A 17,072-nucleotide genomic window follows, 5' to 3' on the forward strand; every position below is an offset into this window, starting at 1 on the left:
TGCCATGTCGCCGCCGCGCGCCGCCCCTATATTTCAGACCGCAGAAGGCCGGCGTTTGGCCGAGGCCGAGTCCATTCCCTGGCGGCGCTGGGGGCCGTACCTGAGCGAGCGGCAATGGGGTACGGTGCGCGAGGACTATAGCGAGTTCGGCACGGCCTGGGATTATTTTCCCCACGATCACGCGCGCAGCAGGGCCTACCGCTGGGGCGAGGACGGCATCGCCGGCTACGGAGACGACCGCCTGCGCTGGTGCCTGTGCGTGGCCTTATGGAACGGCCGCGATCCCATCATCAAGGAGCGCCTGTTCGGCCTGACCAACGCCGAAGGCAACCATGGAGAAGATGTCAAGGAACTGTATTTCTACCAGGACTCCACCCCCACCCATTCCTACATGCGCATGATGTATCGGTATCCCATGGCGGCCTTTCCCTATGCCGACCTGGTGGCGGAAAATGCGCGCCGCGGTGTGGACCAGCCCGAATACGAACTTCTGGATACCGGTGTGCTGGACGACCAGCGCTATTTCGATGTGACGGTGGAATACGCGAAGCGCACGCCCGACGACATGGTCATGCGCGTCACCATCGAGAACCGCAGCGCGGAATATGCCACGTTGCACGTGATGCCCCAATTGTGGGCGCGCAACACGTGGTCGTGGGACGGCGTGTCGCCCAAGCCTTCGCTGCAGCGCGTCGCCGATGGCGCCGGGTCCGCGGTCCTGGCACGCCATCCGGCCCACGAGCCCATGATCGCGACGGTCTCCGCGCCGGGTCCGGTGCAATGGCTGTTCTGCGAGAACGAAACCAATGTCCGCCGCCTGTTCGGCAGCGAAGGGCCGGGTCCCTTCAAGGACGGCATCAATGATTACGTCGTGCACGGCATGGGGGATGCGGTGCGGCGCGACTCGGGCACCAAGGTCGCCGCGCATCGTATTGCGCGGTTGCCCCCCGGCGGACGGACCTCGATGGTCCTGCGCCTGCAGCCGCAGGCGCGGCGCGACGAATCGCCGCTGGATGCCGATGCGTTGATCGCGCAACGGCGCGCCGAGGCCGACGAGTTCTACGACTGCCTGCAGCAGGGCATAGAAGATGCGGACGCACGCCTGGTGCAGCGCCAGGCGCTGGCCGGGCTGTTGTGGTCCAAGCAGTACTACGAGTTCGACGTCACCCGCTGGCTGGACGGCGACCCGGCGCAGCCACCCCCGCCCGCGCGCCGGCGCCGCGGCCGCAACGCCGATTGGCGACACCTGTGCAATGGCGAGGTGGTCTCCATGCCGGACAAATGGGAGTATCCCTGGTATGCCTCCTGGGACCTGGCCTTTCAGGCGACGGGGCTGGCGCTGGTCGACCCGGTCTTCGCCAAGACGCAGCTCCTGCTGCTGGTGAAGGACCGATACCAGCATCCCAACGGGCAACTCCCCGCCTACGAGTGGGCTTTCGGCGACGGCAATCCGCCGGTGCACGCTTGGGCAACCTGGCGCGTATATGAAATCGACCGCACATGGAGCGGCGAGCCGGACCACGCCTTCCTGGAGCTGGTGTTCCACAAGCTGCTGCTGAACTTCGGCTGGTGGGTGAACCGCCGCGATGCCGATGGGCACAATATCTTCCAGGGTGGTTTCCTGGGCCTGGACAATATCGGCATTTTCGACCGCTCCGCGCCGCTGCCGACCGGTGGCCACATCGACCAGGCCGACGGCACCGCGTGGATGGCGGCCTATGCGCTGGACATGATGCGCATCGCTTTGGAATTGGCCACCGTCAACAAAAGCTATGTCGATATCGGCGTCAAGTTCTTCGAGCACTTCCTGTATATCGCCGAAGCCGTGAACAGCGGCGACGAATGCGAAACCGGCCTGTGGGACGAAGAGGACGAGTTTTTCTACGATGCGCTGCACTTGCCCGGCCAGGACAGCATGCCGATGCGGGTACGTTCGATCGTCGGGCTGATACCGCTGTTCGCGGTGCAGGTGCTGGAAGAGGGCGTCCATGGACGCGTGCCGGGATTCAAGGAACGGCTGCGCTGGTTCCTGCGCCATCGGCCCGATCTGGCCAAGCTGGTTTCGCGCTGGACCGAGCCGGGCAAAGGCAATTCCGCGCTGCTCTCGCTGTTGCGCGGACACCGCGTGAAGGCGCTGTTGCGGCGCGCGCTGGATGAAGGCGAATTCCTGTCCGACTACGGGATCCGCGCCCTGTCGCGGTATCACCGCGACGCGCCTTACGAATTCCATCACAACGGCGAGAGCTTCTGCATCCGCTATCTTCCCGGTGAATCGGATTCGCGGATATTCGGCGGCAACTCGAATTGGCGCGGGCCGATCTGGCTGCCCGTCAACTACCTGCTGATCGAATCGCTGTACGAATTCCAGCGCTACTACGGCGACGATTTCCGCGTGGAATATCCTACCGGTTCGGGGCGCCGGTATTCGCTGCGCGAGATCGCCGACCGGCTGGCCCAGCGTGTTACCCGCCTGTTCCTGAAGAACGCCGACGGCGAACGGCCGTCCATGATGGGGTATCCGCTGCTGCAGGCGGACCCGGCCTCGCGCGACCTGGTGCTGTTCCATGAATTCTTCCACGGCGACACCGGACGGGGCCTGGGTGCGTCGCACCAGACCGGCTGGACCGCGCTGGTCGCATTGCTGTTGCAGCCGCGCGCGGCTGCCGACAGCGGCATCGTGCCGGTAGTGGAACCGGAGGACGAAGACGCCGAGGCGGAAGCCGCCGCCGCGGTCGCCCGCGCGCGGGAGCAGGCGGTGAAGTAGAAGGCGCCGCGGGCGCGACTCCAGGAGATTCACACAATGAGCAATGACACCACGCCTCGGCGATTTCCGCTTGTGCCGCCGTCCTTCTTCGGGATCGTATTGGGGCTGGCCGGCCTGGGGGGCAATTGGCGGGCGGCGCATGCCGCCTGGTCCCTGCCCGGCTGGGTCGGGGAAGCGCTGTACGCCGCGGCGGCCGTCGTAGGGCTGGTCATCGGCCTGCTCTATCTCGTCAAATGGATAGTCGCGCCCGCGGTGGCCCGGGAAGAGGCCGCGCACGCCATCCAATGCTGCTTCATCGGACTGGCCGGGGTTGCGACCATGCTCGTCGCGCAGGGCGCGCTGCCGTATTCGCGGCCGGCAGCCTTTGTGCTGTTCATGCTCGGCGCCGGTTTTACGGCCGTATTCGCCCTGTGGCGCACCGGGTTGTTGTGGCGTGGCGGCCGCGATGCGGCCTCGACGACCCCGGTTCTCTACCTGCCCCTGGTGGCGGGTGGCTTCGTTACGGGTACTGTTGCGGCGTCGCTGGGGTGGCGCGAATTCGGCGAGCTTGCTTTCGGCGCGGGGTTCTTTACATGGCTGGCCGTCGAGTCGGTGTTGCTGCATCGCCTTTACACGGCGCCACCCCTGACCCCCGCATTGCGCCCGACCCTGGGGATCCAGCTGGCGCCGCCGGCGGTGGGCGCGGTGTGCTATCTATCGGTCGGCGAAGGCCATACGGACCTGTTTGCGCACATGATGATCGGTTACGCGCTTATCCAGGCCCTGATCCTGATCCGGATGATCCGATGGATCGCCGAGCAGTCTTTCGGCGCCTCTTACTGGGCCTTCACCTTCGGCGCGACCGCGCTTTGCGGCGCCGTCATCCGGCTGTCGATCCAGGATCCCGGCGGCCTGTTCGGGGTGCTCGCACCGACGTTATTCGTGCTCGCGAACATCGTGGTAGGCGGCATCGCCGCGGGAACGCTCGCGCAGTTGTTCTCAGGGAAATTACTTCCTGCCATTCCGCCTGCCGTGGCGGCGGCGGTGTCTTCGCCGCCGCGATAGGACGACCCGCCTCGGTCCCCGCCATCCTGCCTAGCTGTCCGCATCGTCCCCGGGCGCGGACAACAGGCCCCGGTCTTCCAGCATGGCGTGTATATGCGCCAGGCGCAATTCCGGATCGCCGGTCAGCAGCAGCTCCTGCTTGACGGTGGCCGACAAGGGCAGGAGTTCGCTCCAGCGGTTCGCGACCCAGCCGCATTCGTCCAGGCGAAAAGGGGGCGTGATGGGCATCAGGGCCGCCGGCGTGCCCCGGCGTTGCAGATCGGCGATCAGGGCCCCCAATGCATTGGCGGACGGTTGCAGTTCCGACGGGATTTCGCGCGGCGCGTCGTCCTCCAGCATTTCGATTTCACCCGTCCAGAGGCCGAAGCGGCCTTCGTGGGCGGACAGCAGCCGGAAGCGGCTGGTGCCCATGCAGACGACCTGCAGCAGGCCCGGCATGGGCGCGGCGGATTCCACGACGCGGGCCAGGGTGCCGGCGCTGGCCAGGACTTCCTTTCCCTCCGGGGTGCGGACCTCCCGGCCCTGCAGCAGGGGAACGACGCCGAAGGGAGATCCGTCGGCGATGCACTTGCCGATCATATCCAGGTAGCGGACCTCGAATATCCGCAAATGCATGGCCCCGTCGGGAAACAGGGCGTTGCCCAGGGGAAATAGGGGAATCGTCGCCATGCGGGCATGATGGCACAATTGGCGGCTGCCCGTTAACCGTCGATGACCGACTCTCGCACGCCGACCATACGGATGACTCCGACTCCATTGCTATCGATGGCATGCATGCCACGCCGGTTTCCGACGACCCCGGATGCCGATCGTGCCCCGGGGCCCCATGCCCCTACGGGGGCGCCCATTGGCGGCGGCCGCGTCGACGCCAATGGCTTGCTGAAGCGGGCCTGGGTGGTCCTGCTGATGGCGCTTTGGATGCTGGCGCAAGGCGGCACCGCGGCGGCGCAGTCCGCCAACGTCCCCGCCCAGGCGGGAACGTCCTCCGCGCCGGCGCAGGCGTCCGGGCCTTCCGCGCAGGCACTGCGCATCGGTTCCAAGCGCTTCACCGAGTCATACATCCTTGCGCAACTGCTGGCGCAGCAGGTCGCTCGGCGCACCGGCCAGATGCCGGCGGTGTCGCAGGGCCTGGGCAATACCGCCATCGTGTACCAGGCCTTGCAGAGCGGCGGCATCGATCTTTACCCGGAGTACGCGGGCACCATCTCGCTGGAAATCCTCAAAAGCGCGCAGCCTTTGTCGCTGGACGAGATGCGGCCCAGGCTCGCGGCCCTCGGGCTGGGCGTCGATATCCCGTTCGGATTCAACGATGGATATGCCCTGGCGATGCGGGCCGCCGATGCCGACAGGCTGGGCATACGCACGCTGAGCGACCTGGCGCGCCACCCCGAGCTGCGCCTGGGCCTGTCCAGCGAATTCATCGGCCGTGCCGACGGCTGGCGGGGCCTGGCGCAGCGTTACGGGCTGACGCAGAAGCCGACCGGCCTGGACCACGGATTGGCATACGACGCCATCCAGAAGAAGCAGACCGATGTCATCGATATCTACACCACCGATGCGAAGATCGACGCGCTGGGGTTGCGCGTCCTGGACGACGACCTGAAGTACTTTCCGCGCTACGACGCCGTGGTGCTGTACCGGCTGGATGTCCCGCGCCGCTTTCCCGCCGCCTGGGCGGCGATGCGCGAACTCGCCGGCACGATCGACGAGCACGCCATGATCGCAATGAACGCGCGCGCGGAACTGGACGGCGTGCCCTTCGACGTGATCGCGCGCGATCGCCTGGCCTCCGCCGGTGCGGTCCCGGGCGCGGCCCCGGACGCCGGGCAGCGCTATGGATTCTGGCGCAAGCTGGCGGGGCCGGACCTGGGCCGGCTGGCCTGGCAGCACTTGCTGCTGGTATCGGTCGCGGTGGCGATCGCGGTGCTGGTGGCCGTGCCGGCTGGCGTCTTCGTGCACGGCCGCCGCCGGCTGCGTGCCGTGGTGCTCGGGATGACGGGTCTCTTGCAGACCATCCCTTCACTGGCCATGCTGGCGATCCTGATTACCGTGACCGGCCGCATCGGCGCGGTCCCGGCCCTGGTCGCGTTGACGCTGTATGCCCTGCTGCCCGTCATGCGCAATACGGTCGCCGGCCTGGACGAGGTTTCATCGGGTATGCGCATGGCGGCCACCGCGCTGGGCATGACGGCGCGCCAGCGCATCCTGTTGATCGAATTGCCGCTGGCGCGCCCGACCATCGTGGCCGGCGTACGCACCGCCACGTCGATTTCCATCGGCACCGCGACCATCGCCGCCTTCATCGGCGCGGGCGGCTTCGGCGAGCGCATCGTTACCGGTTTGGCGCTTAACGATGGCCAATTGCTGTTGGCGGGCGCCTTGCCCCCCGCCGCCATGGCGCTGGCCAGCGAATTGCTGTTCGAAGTGGCGGATTGGCGGCTGCGACGGCATCGCGGCAGGAACGGGGACTTCGCGCGCTAGCCAGGGGGCTGCATCGGCTGCTGGCACCGTCCGCCGTCATTTTTTCCTTCAGGCTCGGCAGCGCGGCATTCACGGCCCGGTTCGATGTCTCGATGGCCGCCGGCGGTGTTCCCTTGGGCGCGAACATGCCGAACCATGAACCCGCTTCGAAGCCGGGGATCCGGCCCATCGTGGAAAGCCGGTATGGGCGGCGGGACATGCCGTTGCAACTGCTAAAGTGGGATATCTTTTCTTGCCGTGGACCGCCTCCGGATATGAATGACATGAACATGAACGACGACGCCCACCTCATCGAAAAGCCCCTGAAACAGGAAACGCTATTCGAAGGCGGTTTCCTGCGCGCGCGCCGCGATACCGTGCAGTTGCCCAACGGGCATAGCACCACCCGCGAATACATCGTGCACCCCGGCGCGGTGGTGGTGGTGCCGATGCTGGACGATGGGCGCGTATTGATGGTGCGCCAGTACCGCTATCCGATCGGCCGCGTGATGATCGAGTTCCCCGCGGGCAAGCTCGATCCCGGTGAAGACCCGCTGTCCTGCGGCCAGCGCGAATTGCTGGAGGAAACCGGCTATCGCGGCGGCGTCTGGGCCGCGGCGGGCGCCATGCATGTGGCCATCGCTTATTCAACCGAAATCATCCACATCTTCTTCGCGCGCGGCCTGCAGCCGGGCCCGGCGCAGACGGACGTCGACGAATTCGTCGATGTCCACCCGATGACGGTCGAGGAACTCTTTGCCGCCTGCCGCAATGGCGACATCACGGATTCCAAGACCCTGACGTGCGCGTTGTGGCTGCAGAACGTGCGCAACGGTGCGTGGGAGCTGACATGGAAACCGGCGGACTGAGCGATCCCTACGATCTGCGGCGCTTCGTGGCGGCGCAGGATCCCGTCTTCGAAACAGTCTGCGCCGAACTGGAGGGCGGACGCAAGCGCAGCCATTGGATGTGGTTCGTGTTTCCGCAAATGCAGGGTCTGGGTCGTAGCGAGATGGCGCGCCGCTATGCCATTTCGTGCCTGGACGAGGCCAGGGCGTATGTCAGTCATCCTGTCCTCGGGCCACGCCTGAAGCAGGTTTGCGCGCTGGCCGCGCGCGCTCCAGCGGCGTCGGCGGCGGATATCTTCGGGCCCATCGATGCGGTGAAATTCCGCTCGTGCCTGACGCTGTTTACCTGGGCAGCCCCGGAAGAGCCGATTTTCCGCGCCTGCCTGGACCGTTTTTTCGATGGGCAGGCCGACCCGCTGACGCTGTCGCACCTGTAGCGGCGGCAGGCCCGCCGCCGTCTTTCGCGGTCTTTCGACCGCGATGTGGCAAACTTGGTCCCCCGCCGTCCCGCACGGGGCCGGCGTTGCGCGCAAGGCGCCAGGGAATTCCACATCGAGACCACAGAGACGCATACGCATGAACAAGCTACGTTTGACGCTTTCCTTGCTGATCGCGCTGGCCGCCGCTCCGGCATCTGCTCAAACGAGCCATACTCCAGGCAACCCGCCTTCCATGATGCGCGAGCATGCGGCGCGCGAAGCGTATATCGACGATCTGATGCGGCGGATGACGGTGGACGAGAAAATCGGGCAGTTGCGCCTGGTCAGCCTGCCCGCTGGCGCGAATCCGGACAAGGCCGGGTTCATGGCCGATATTCGCGAGGGCAAGGTGGGGGCGGTGTTCAATACCGTCACGCCCAAGGACATCCGCGTGCTGCAGCAGGCCGCGCTGCAAAGCCGGCTGAAGGTCCCGTTGTTCTTTGCCTATGACGTCATCCATGGGCAACGTACCATTTTTCCCATCGGCCTGGGCCTGGCTTCGACCTGGAACCTGGACGCGATACGGCAAACAGGCCGCGTGTCGGCCCTCGAAGCCAGCGCCGACGGGCTGGACCTGACCTGGTCGCCGATGGTCGACATTTCGCGCGATCCGCGCTGGGGACGCAATTCCGAAGGCTTTGGCGAGGACACCTACCTGACGTCGCAGATAGGCGCCGAACTGGTCAAGGCGTACCAGGGCGACGATCCCGCCGCACCGGGCAGCATCATGGCGGTGGTCAAGCATTTCGCCGCGTATGGCGCGGTAGAGGGCGGGCGCGACTACAACACCGTGGACATGAGCCCGCAGCGGCTGTTCCAGGACTACCTGCCGCCGTACAAGGCGGCGCTGGATGCCGGCGCCGCCGGGGTGATGATCGCCCTGAATTCGCTGAACGGCGTGCCGGCCACCGGCGACAAATGGCTGCTGCAGGACGTGCTGCGCAAACAATGGGGCTTCAAGGGCATCACCATCAGCGATCATGGCGCGATCATGGAGATGATCAAGCACGGCGTGGCCGCCGACGGCCGCGATGCCGCCCGGTTGGCCATTACCGCCGGCGCCGACATGAGCATGAGCGACACGATGTACGGCGAAAACCTGAAGCCGCTGCTGGACAGCGGCCGGATCGGCATGGCCGACCTGGACCGCGCGACGCGCGACGTGCTGCGCGTCAAATACGACCTGGGCCTGTTCCGCGACCCGTATCGGCATCTCGGCCCGCCGCAGGACGACCCGCCCGACGTCAACGCGGAAAGCCGCCTGCATCGGGGCGCGGCGCGCGAGGTGGCACGCGAAAGCCTGGTGCTGTTGAAGAACCAGGGCGGAGTGCTGCCGCTGCGCAAGCAGGGCACGATCGCCGTGGTCGGCCCGCTGGCCAAGAGCCAGCGCGACATGATGGGCAACTGGTCGGCGGCCGGCCGGACCGAGCAGACCGTGTCCGTGTACCAGGGCCTGGCCAATGCCGTCGGCGAGCGGGCCAGGCTGCTGTATGCCAAGGGCGCCAATGTCGTCGACGACCCCGAGATCGTCAAGTACCTGAACCTGTACGAGCAGGATGTGGACGTGGACCCGCGGCCGCCCGCCCAGCTCATCGATGAGGCCGTCGCCGCGGCACGCCAGGCCGACGTGGTGCTGGCGGTGGTGGGCGAGTCCCAGGGCATGGCGCACGAGGCGTCCAGCCGCAGCGACATCGTGATTCCCGACAGCCAGGTCAGGCTGCTCAAGGCATTGAAGGCGACGGGCAAGCCGCTGGTGATCGTTCTGATGAACGGCCGCCCGCTGGCCCTGACGTGGGAAAACGACAACGCCGACGCCATCCTGGAAACCTGGTTCGCCGGTACCGAGGGGGGCAACGCCATCGCCGACGTGCTGTTCGGCGACTACAACCCCTCGGGCAAGCTGCCCATGACGTTTCCGAGATCGGTGGGGCAGATCCCGATCTACTACAACCACCTGAACACGGGACGGCCCTTCGATCCCTTGCATCCGGACAAGTACACCTCTCGCTATTTCGACGCGACCAACGGGCCCTTGTACCCCTTCGGCTACGGGCTCAGCTATACCACTTTCCAGCTTTCCGACGTGGCCCTGTCCGACCCGTCCATGCCGCGCGGCGGCACGGTGCAGGCCAGCGTGACCGTTACCAATACGGGCAGCCGCGACGGCGCGACGGTGGTGCAGCTGTACATACAGGACCCGGTGGCCTCCATCAGCAGGCCGGTCAAGGAGCTGAAGCATTTCCAGAAGGTCATGCTGAAGGCCGGCGAGTCGCGCAAGGTGACCTTCATCCTGGACGAGGACGACCTGGCTTTCTACAACGCGCAGCTGCACTACGGCGCGGAGCCCGGGCTGTTCAACGTCTACGTGGGCCTGGATTCGCAGGACGTGAAGCAGGCCAGCTTTACGCTGAAATAGATACGCCCGGCGCCGCGCCGTCGCGCGGCGTCAGCGGATCAGATTCATGAATTCCGCCCGCGTGGCGGCGTTGCCATGGAATTCGCCCAGCATGACGGACGTCACCATGGACGAGTTCTGCTTTTCCACCCCGCGCATCATCATGCACATGTGCTGGGCCTCGATGACCACGGCCACGCCCGCCGCGCCGGTGACCTGCTGGACGGCTTCGGCGATCTGGCGGCTGAGGTTCTCCTGGATCTGCAGGCGGCGGGCGAACATATCGACGATGCGGGCGACCTTGGACAGCCCCAGCACCTTGCCGTCGGGCAGGTAGGCCACGTGCGCCTTGCCGATGAAAGGCAGCATGTGGTGCTCGCACAGCGAATACAGCTCGATGTTCTTGACCAGGACGATTTCCTTGGTGTCCGAGGTGAAGAGCGCGCCGTTCACGATCTCATCCAGGTTCTGGGCGTAGCCGCGGCACAAATACTGCATGGCCCTGGCGGCCCGCGCCGGCGTGTCGCGCAGGCCTTCTCGGGTGGGATCCTCGCCCAGTTGTTGCAGGATGGCGGTGTAGTGTTCTTCGAGCGACATGATGGTGGCGTGCGTGAGCGTGCTTGCGTGGGCGGATGGGTCGAACCGATACGATACCAGCCGCAGTCGGGCCCGGGATATCGTCCGGGTATCGTCGGGCGGCCGGATCAGGGCCCCTTGATGCCGGCGGGAGCCACGCAGGCCGCGGCGCCGGGCGTGGTTTTGGCGTCGGGGCCCAGCAGCGCGCGCGCGCCGCATTCGGACCCGAAAATGCCGCGCTGGTCGTGTCCGACGCCGACGACCTCCCAGGCCTGGTGGATGTTGTCCTTCAACGCGGGCAGCCAGGCTTCGTAGCGCAGGTAGGCGCGTCCGCGCGACAGACGGGTTGCGCCCTGGGCCTCGGCGCCGCAGCGCTTGTCCAGCCAGCGGTGTTCGGGATTGGTATCGGCGCCGCCCAGCAGATAGCTGACCGCGCGGCTGGCATAACGCGATGCCAGCCGCAGGCGATCCTGCACGCGGACGCCGTGCGGCAGGTGATCCAGGCCGTAGCGGAAATCGTTGAAGTCCGGACACAACCCGCGGTTATAAGGCCCGAAGCCGCCATCGCCGCGCGGCCGATCGGTCGTGAAGTACAGGTAGGAAGAGGGATTGGCAATGACGTAGCGCAGGTCGATGCCGCGCTTGCGGACGGTTTCATCGATGTCGTTCAGGACGGCGTAGCGCTGCACCATCTGCGCGCCGGCGGAGTGCCCCGCCAGCACGATGTCGGCCAGCGCGGGCAGCGTCCGGCGATTCGCCAGCCATTCCAGCAGGTCGTCCAGGACATCGAAGGACGAGACGGGCGCCGGCCGGGTTGCCGCCTTGACGCTCTCGCCGTCGGCGATCCAGCGTTCGCGGTGCCATGCCGGCATGCGCTCGAAGCCGCGGTCTATGGTGTCCGCGAACTTCGGCGCGATCACCAGCGTGTTCTCCAGGGCGGGCGGATTCATCCACAGCAGGCCGGCCGCGGTCTCGTAATAGTGGCCGGCGTCGCGCTTGACTCCGTGCAGGATGACGACGACGTGTTCGATATGGGCCAGGTTTTCGGCCGTCAGCGCGCGGCTGGCGTAGACGGGAAACGGATAGCGATGTGTCCGCGGGCCGAGCTCCAGCGTCTGCCAGGGAGGCGTGCCGACGCGCGGCGGTCCGGTGTCGTCCTGGGCCCTCGCCGAGACGGCGGCGCACAGCGCCAGCAAAAGGCAAAAAACCAAGCGCATGAAAGATCCGGGCGGAAGCGGCCAGGGCCGCGGGATGGCATGCGCGGCATTGTAGGGCCGCCCGCGTGGCAAGCCGCTGAATGCACGTCAGCCGGACGCGGGCGCGCCCCAATAGCCCGGATCGGCGTAGGCCTGGCGCAACAGGTCGACGAAAGCGCGCACCCGCGCGGGCAGGTGCTTGCGTTCCGGCAGCATGGCATAGATGCCGTTGGGGGGCGCGCAGTAATCGTCCAGGACGGTCCTGAGCCGGCCGCTGGCCAGATCCTGCTGCACCTCCCACATCGAGCGCCAGGCCAGGCCGCAGCCCGCGAGCGTCCATTGATGGAGCACGCTGCCATCGCTGCATTCCAGCCGGCCGGCGACGCGATAAGGCGTCACCTGTCCGTTCACGCGGAACAGCCAGCCGCGCGACTGGTTGCCCTGGCTGCCGAAGGACAGGCAGTGGTGGCTGGCCAGGTCCGCGGGCGTGCGCGGCGTGCCATGTCGGGCCAGGTAGGAGGGGGCCGCGACGACGACGCGCCGGTTGTCGGCCAGCCGGATGGCCACCATGTCCGAGTCGTCGAGGTCGCCGATGCGCACAGCGCAGTCGTAGCGCTCCTCGACGAGGTCGGCCAGGCGATCGCTCAGGTCCAGCGTGACGCTGACGTCGGGATAGTGTTCGGCGTATCCGGGCAGCAGGGGAGCGACGTGGCGTCGGCCGAATCCCGCCGGCGCGGTGATGCGCAGCAGCCCTGTGGGGCGCGCGCTGCCCTGGGCGACCAGGCTTTCGGAATCGTTCAGGTCGCGCAGGATGCGCTGGGCGTCCTCCAGCAGGGTGCCGCCTTCCGCGGTCAGCGAGATGCGGCGGGTGGACCGCACCAGCAGCTTCACCCCCAGGCGGGCCTCCAGCGCGTCGATGCGGCGGCCGATCATGGCTGGAGCCACGCCTTCGGCGCGGGCGGCGGCCGACAGGCTGCCCAGGGCGGCGACGGCGACGAAGGTCTGCAATTGCTTGAAGCGGTCCATGGCATACCGGGGCAAACCGGCCACTTGTGCATAAATATAAAAGATGAATCTACTTTTATATGCTTTTTTATTCAATATGTGCTTCGTACACTGGGAAACATCAGATTCTTTCGCGGAGACTGCAAATGAGCTTGAACCTGCCCACGGGCGTCGCCATCGGCGCCCCCATCGAACCCGGCTTCGAAACCGTGTTGACGCATGACGCGCTGGCCCTGGTCGCCGACCTGCACCGTACCTTCGAGACCCGCAGGCAGGAACTGCTGGCCGCCCGTGCGGCCCGCGTCAAGCGCCTGGATGCCGGCGAGAAGCCCGATTTCCTGGCGGAAACCCGCCATATCCGCGAGGGCGACTGGACCATCGCCCCCATTCCCGAAGACCTGAAATGCCGCCGTGTCGAAATCACCGGCCCGGTCGAGCGCAAGATGGTGATCAATGCCTTGAATTCCGGCGCCGACAGCTACATGACGGACTTCGAGGATTCCAATACGCCGAACTGGCATAACCAGATATCCGGCCAGATCAACCTGATGGACGCCGTGCGGCGCACGATACGCCTGGAGCAAGGCGGCAAAACCTACCAGTTGAACGACAAGACGGCGGTCCTGCTGGTGCGCCCGCGCGGCTGGCACCTGGACGAGAAGCACGTCACGGTCGACGGCAAGCGGGTATCCGGCGGCATTTTCGACTTCGCCCTGTATTTCTTCCATAACGCCAAGGAACTGCTGGCACGCGGCAGCGGCCCCTACTTCTATCTGCCGAAGATGGAAAGCCATCTGGAAGCGCGTTTGTGGAACGACATCTTCGTCCATACCCAGAAGGCCCTGGGTATTCCGCAGGGCACGATCAAGGCGACGGTCCTGGTGGAAACCATCCTGGCCGCCTTCGAAATGGACGAAATCCTGTACGAGCTGCGCGAGCATAGCGCCGGACTGAATGCCGGCCGCTGGGACTATATCTTCAGCTGCATCAAGAAATTCAAGGTGGAACGCGATTTCTGCCTGGCCGACCGTGCCAAGGTCACGATGACCGCGCCGTTCATGCGCGCTTACGCGCTGCTGTTGCTGAAGACCTGCCATCGCCGCAACGCGCCGGCCATCGGCGGCATGAGCGCCTTGATCCCGATCAAGAGCGACCCGGTCAAGAACGAGCAGGCCATGGCCGGCATTCGCGCGGACAAGACGCGCGACGCGACGGACGGCTACGACGGCGGTTGGGTGGCGCATCCCGGCCTCGTGTCGGTCGCGATGGAGGAATTCGTCAAGGTGTTGGGCGACGCGCCGAACCAGATCGCCAAGCAGCGGCCGGACGTGGACGTGAAGGCGGCCGATCTGCTGGACTTCCAGCCCGAGGCGCCGATCACCGAAACCGGCCTGCGCATGAACATCAACGTGGGCATCCATTACCTGGGCTCCTGGCTGGACGGCAACGGCTGCGTGCCCATCCACAACCTGATGGAGGATGCCGCCACGGCGGAAATCTCGCGTTCGCAGGTATGGCAGTGGATCCGGTCGCCCAAGGGCGTGCTGGATGACGGCACCAAGGTCACCGCCGAGCTGGTGCGCAAGCTCATTCCCCAGGAGCTGGCCAAGGTGCACGAGGTGGCCGGCCCCAGCCAGGCCTATGACCGCGCGGCGCGCATCTTCGAGCAGATGAGCACGCAGGACGAATTCGCCGAATTCCTGACTCTGCCGCTGTACGAAGAAGTCTGACGGGACCGCGCCGGAGCGCCCGGCCACATGCCCGCCACCGGCTGCCGGTGGCGGGCATTTTTTCGTCGCGGCCCCTCTAGCGCATCCTGGTCTTGCGGTGGACGATCCAGTCCGTCGCGTCCGTGCGGATCGCATCGCCGATATGGGCCGGGTCGATCGGGTAGTAGTAGCAATCCAGCAGGCGGCCGGCGACCTCCAGCCGCAGCCGGCGGCGGACGAAACAGGACTCGCCGGCCGGGTCGTATTCCTCGATGGCGTCCATCAGGGGCAGCAGGGCCGGGTCGATGCGGTAGACGTCGCCCGTCACCGGTGCCGCGTCCGGATCGGGCAGCAGCCCGGGCCAGTCGCCGAAGTCGTACAGCCGGCCGCGCAGGCTGGCCAGGCCGGCGTATTCCGGCGCGGGCAGGCCGGCGCGCGCGGCGGCGGCCGTCAGGTCGTTGATTTCTCCGCGCCGCAGGGTGCCGTAGACGAAAACGTAGGTATCCATCGGGAGGGTGTATCGCTTATTGTGGAGACCGGGCATTGAAATCCCGCCAGGGAGCCCGCATTTGTGGATCATCGAGACGGCTCCCGGCCGGTCTCCAACCCAACAAACCGACCACATTATGCGATTCGACAAGCTCACCACCAAGTTCCAGCAGGCCTTGGCCGATGCGCAAAGCCTGGCCGCTCGCAACGACCACCCTTACATCGAGCCCCTGCACGTCCTTTCCGCCCTGATCGGCGATCCCGACAGCGGAGCATCCAGCCTGCTGGCGCGCGCCGGCGTGGCGGTCAACCGCCTGCCCTCGGCCATCGACAGTGCGCTGAAAGGCCTGCCCCAGGTGCAGGGCGAAGGCAATGTGCAGGTCGGACGGGATCTGCAGAACGTGCTGACGCGCACCGACAAGGAAGCGGCGCGGCGCGGTGACACCTATATCGCCAGCGAGCTCTTCCTGCTTGCCCTGGCCGACGACAAGGGCGAGGCAGGCCGCATCCTGCGCGAGGCCGGCCTGCAGAAGAAGGCCCTGGAAGCCGCCGTGGACGCCGTGCGTGGCGGCGAGGCGGTGCAGGGCGCCGAAGGCGAATCCAACCGCCAGGCGCTGGCCAAGTACACGCTGGACCTGACCGACCGCGCCCGCCAGGGCAAGCTGGATCCGGTGATCGGCCGCGATGACGAAATCCGCCGCACCATCCAGATCCTGCAACGCCGCACCAAGAACAACCCCGTGCTGATCGGCGAACCCGGCGTCGGCAAGACCGCCATCGTCGAAGGCTTGGCGCAGCGCATCGTCAATGACGAAGTGCCGGAAAGCCTGCGCGGCAAGCGCGTCCTGTCGCTGGACATGGCGGCGCTGCTGGCGGGCGCCAAGTTCCGCGGCGAATTCGAAGAGCGCCTGAAGGCCGTGCTGAAGGAGCTGGCGCAGGACGACGGCAGCAACATCGTCTTTATCGACGAGCTGCACACCATGGTGGGGGCGGGCAAGGCCGAAGGCGCCATCGACGCCGGCAACATGCTCAAGCCCGCGCTGGCGCGCGGAGAGCTCCACTGCATCGGCGCGACCACGCTGGACGAATACCGCAAGTACATCGAAAAGGACGCCGCGCTGGGGCGCCGCTTCCAGAAAGTGCTGGTCGGCGAGCCCGACGTGGAATCCACGATCGCCATCCTGCGCGGCTTGCAGGAGCGCTATGAGCTGCACCACGGCGTGGAGATCACCGATCCCGCGATCGTTGCCGCGGCCGAGCTCTCGCACCGCTACATAACGGACCGCTTCCTGCCGGACAAGGCCATCGACCTCATCGACGAGGCGGCGGCCCGCATCCGCATGGAAATCGATTCCAAGCCCGAGGTGATGGACCGGCTGGACCGCCGGATCATCCAGCTGAAGATCGAACGCGAGGCCGTCAAGAAGGAAGCCGACGAAGCTTCCAAGCGCCGGCTGGGCGTCATCGAAGACGAGCTGGAAAAACTCCAGCGCGAGTACAACGACTACGAGGAAATCTGGAAGGCCGAAAAAGCCGCCGTGCAAGGCAGCCAGGCCATCAAGGAAGAAATCGAGCAAGTACGTGCCGAGATGGCCGAGCTGCAGCGCAAGGGCCAGTTCGACAAGCTGGCCGAGCTGCAGTACGGCAAGCTGCCGGAACTGGAGGCCCGCCTGAAATCCGCGGAAAGCGGCGCACAGGAGGCCGAATCGGGCAACCGTCCGCGTCTGCTGCGCACCCAGGTCGGCGCCGAGGAAATCGCCGAGGTCGTGTCGCGTGCCACAGGCATCCCCGTATCGAAGATGATGCAGGGCGAGCGCGAGAAGCTGCTGGACATGGAAGAGTTCCTGCACCGCCGCGTGGTGGGCCAGGATGAGGCCGTGCGCCTGGTGTCCGATGCCATCCGCCGTTCGCGGGCCGGCTTGTCCGATCCCTCGCGGCCCTACGGTTCTTTCCTGTTCCTCGGGCCGACCGGCGTGGGCAAGACCGAACTGACGCGCGCGCTCGCGGACTTCCTCTTCGATTCCGAGGATCACATGATCCGCATCGACATGAGCGAGTTCATGGAAAAGCACTCGGTGGCCCGCCTGATCGGCGCGCCTCCGGGGTA

General features: G+C 66.4%; 13 protein-coding genes and 1 pseudogene. 8 read left to right on the top strand and 6 right to left on the bottom strand.

Annotated elements, in window-relative coordinates:
- Positions 1–4: 4 nt before the first annotated feature.
- Positions 5–2,764, top strand: coding sequence for an MGH1-like glycoside hydrolase domain-containing protein (locus ACO1P8_RS14685; RefSeq protein ID WP_486296621.1), 2,760 nt, complete (start codon positions 5–7; stop codon positions 2,762–2,764).
- A gap of 36 nt (positions 2,765–2,800) precedes the next feature.
- A complete protein-coding gene (gene tehA / locus ACO1P8_RS14690; RefSeq protein ID WP_486296622.1) occupies positions 2,801–3,808 on the top strand; it encodes a dicarboxylate transporter/tellurite-resistance protein TehA in 1,008 nt (335 codons plus the stop codon).
- Between the two features lie 30 nt (positions 3,809–3,838).
- On the opposite strand, the gene ACO1P8_RS14695 is transcribed toward tehA, so the two are convergent.
- Positions 3,839–4,477 (bottom strand): LON peptidase substrate-binding domain-containing protein, encoded by a 639-nt coding sequence (locus tag ACO1P8_RS14695; protein WP_486296623.1) that lies wholly within the window; start codon positions 4,475–4,477, stop codon positions 3,839–3,841.
- Positions 4,478–4,582: 105 nt separating this feature from the next.
- Here ACO1P8_RS14695 and ACO1P8_RS14700 point away from each other — a divergent pair, with 105 nt between their 5' ends.
- The gene (locus tag ACO1P8_RS14700) at positions 4,583–6,289 is read left to right on the top strand and encodes a glycine betaine ABC transporter substrate-binding protein (protein WP_486296624.1); all 1,707 of its coding nucleotides are present in this window, start codon (positions 4,583–4,585) and stop codon (positions 6,287–6,289) included.
- Positions 6,290–6,311: 22 nt separating this feature from the next.
- Here ACO1P8_RS14700 and ACO1P8_RS14705 read toward each other — a convergent pair.
- Positions 6,312–6,446 (bottom strand): annotated as a pseudogene (locus ACO1P8_RS14705) (tripartite tricarboxylate transporter substrate binding protein); the annotation flags it as partial.
- Positions 6,447–6,552: 106 nt separating this feature from the next.
- Between ACO1P8_RS14705 and ACO1P8_RS14710 the strand changes: the two are divergent.
- The 3 genes from ACO1P8_RS14710 to bglX all read left to right on the top strand — a co-directional run bounded on the left by ACO1P8_RS14710 (position 6,553) and on the right by bglX (position 10,011).
- Positions 6,553–7,137, top strand: coding sequence for an NUDIX domain-containing protein (locus ACO1P8_RS14710; RefSeq protein WP_486296625.1), 585 nt, complete (start codon positions 6,553–6,555; stop codon positions 7,135–7,137).
- Positions 7,134–7,553, top strand: coding sequence for a DUF1810 domain-containing protein (locus ACO1P8_RS14715; protein ID WP_486296636.1), 420 nt, complete (start codon positions 7,134–7,136; stop codon positions 7,551–7,553). Before ACO1P8_RS14710 ends, ACO1P8_RS14715 begins: the two co-directional genes overlap by 4 nt.
- 139 nt (positions 7,554–7,692) lie before the next feature.
- Positions 7,693–10,011 (top strand): beta-glucosidase BglX, encoded by a 2,319-nt coding sequence (bglX, locus tag ACO1P8_RS14720; RefSeq protein WP_486296626.1) that lies wholly within the window; start codon positions 7,693–7,695, stop codon positions 10,009–10,011.
- Between the two features lie 30 nt (positions 10,012–10,041).
- On the opposite strand, the gene folE is transcribed toward bglX, so the two are convergent.
- The 3 genes from folE to ACO1P8_RS14735 all read right to left on the bottom strand — a co-directional run bounded on the left by folE (position 10,042) and on the right by ACO1P8_RS14735 (position 12,788).
- Positions 10,042–10,587, bottom strand: coding sequence for a GTP cyclohydrolase I FolE (folE, locus tag ACO1P8_RS14725; RefSeq protein WP_094841219.1), 546 nt, complete (start codon positions 10,585–10,587; stop codon positions 10,042–10,044).
- Between the two features lie 107 nt (positions 10,588–10,694).
- Positions 10,695–11,783, bottom strand: coding sequence for a hypothetical protein (locus tag ACO1P8_RS14730; protein ID WP_486296627.1), 1,089 nt, complete (start codon positions 11,781–11,783; stop codon positions 10,695–10,697).
- An 87-nt stretch (positions 11,784–11,870) separates the two neighbouring features.
- Entirely contained in the window at positions 11,871–12,788 is a 918-nt protein-coding gene (locus ACO1P8_RS14735) for a LysR family transcriptional regulator (protein ID WP_486296628.1), read from the bottom strand.
- Positions 12,789–12,913: 125 nt separating this feature from the next.
- On the opposite strand from ACO1P8_RS14735, the gene aceB reads away from it, so the two are divergent.
- Complete coding sequence (aceB, locus tag ACO1P8_RS14740; protein ID WP_486296629.1) at positions 12,914–14,497, top strand: malate synthase A; 1,584 nt, start codon at positions 12,914–12,916, stop codon at positions 14,495–14,497.
- Between the two features lie 76 nt (positions 14,498–14,573).
- Here aceB and ACO1P8_RS14745 read toward each other — a convergent pair whose 3' ends face one another.
- Positions 14,574–14,984 (bottom strand): gamma-glutamylcyclotransferase family protein, encoded by a 411-nt coding sequence (locus tag ACO1P8_RS14745; protein WP_486296630.1) that lies wholly within the window; start codon positions 14,982–14,984, stop codon positions 14,574–14,576.
- Positions 14,985–15,102: 118 nt separating this feature from the next.
- Here ACO1P8_RS14745 and ACO1P8_RS14750 point away from each other — a divergent pair.
- Positions 15,103–17,072: Clp protease N-terminal domain-containing protein (locus ACO1P8_RS14750; protein ID WP_486296631.1), on the top strand; the 1,970-nt coding region annotated here is incomplete at its 3' end.

It is taken from the genome of Bordetella sp. (assembly GCF_057362025.1).

Excerpts from the sequence above, each read along its gene's own strand:
- folE (WP_094841219.1), bottom strand. The coding sequence starts at position 10,587 with ATGTCGCTCGAAGAACACTACACCGCCATCCTGCAACAACTGGGCGAG.
- ACO1P8_RS14710 (WP_486296625.1), top strand. The coding sequence starts at position 6,553 with ATGAACATGAACGACGACGCCCACCTCATCGAAAAGCCCCTGAAACAG.
- tehA (WP_486296622.1), top strand. The coding sequence starts at position 2,801 with ATGAGCAATGACACCACGCCTCGGCGATTTCCGCTTGTGCCGCCGTCC.
- bglX (WP_486296626.1), top strand. The coding sequence starts at position 7,693 with ATGAACAAGCTACGTTTGACGCTTTCCTTGCTGATCGCGCTGGCCGCC.
- ACO1P8_RS14730 (WP_486296627.1), bottom strand. The coding sequence starts at position 11,783 with ATGCGCTTGGTTTTTTGCCTTTTGCTGGCGCTGTGCGCCGCCGTCTCG.
- ACO1P8_RS14700 (WP_486296624.1), top strand. The coding sequence starts at position 4,583 with ATGCCACGCCGGTTTCCGACGACCCCGGATGCCGATCGTGCCCCGGGG.
- ACO1P8_RS14735 (WP_486296628.1), bottom strand. The coding sequence starts at position 12,788 with ATGGACCGCTTCAAGCAATTGCAGACCTTCGTCGCCGTCGCCGCCCTG.
- aceB (WP_486296629.1), top strand. The coding sequence starts at position 12,914 with ATGAGCTTGAACCTGCCCACGGGCGTCGCCATCGGCGCCCCCATCGAA.
- ACO1P8_RS14695 (WP_486296623.1), bottom strand. The coding sequence starts at position 4,477 with ATGGCGACGATTCCCCTATTTCCCCTGGGCAACGCCCTGTTTCCCGAC.
- ACO1P8_RS14745 (WP_486296630.1), bottom strand. The coding sequence starts at position 14,984 with ATGGATACCTACGTTTTCGTCTACGGCACCCTGCGGCGCGGAGAAATC.
- ACO1P8_RS14685 (WP_486296621.1), top strand. The coding sequence starts at position 5 with ATGTCGCCGCCGCGCGCCGCCCCTATATTTCAGACCGCAGAAGGCCGG.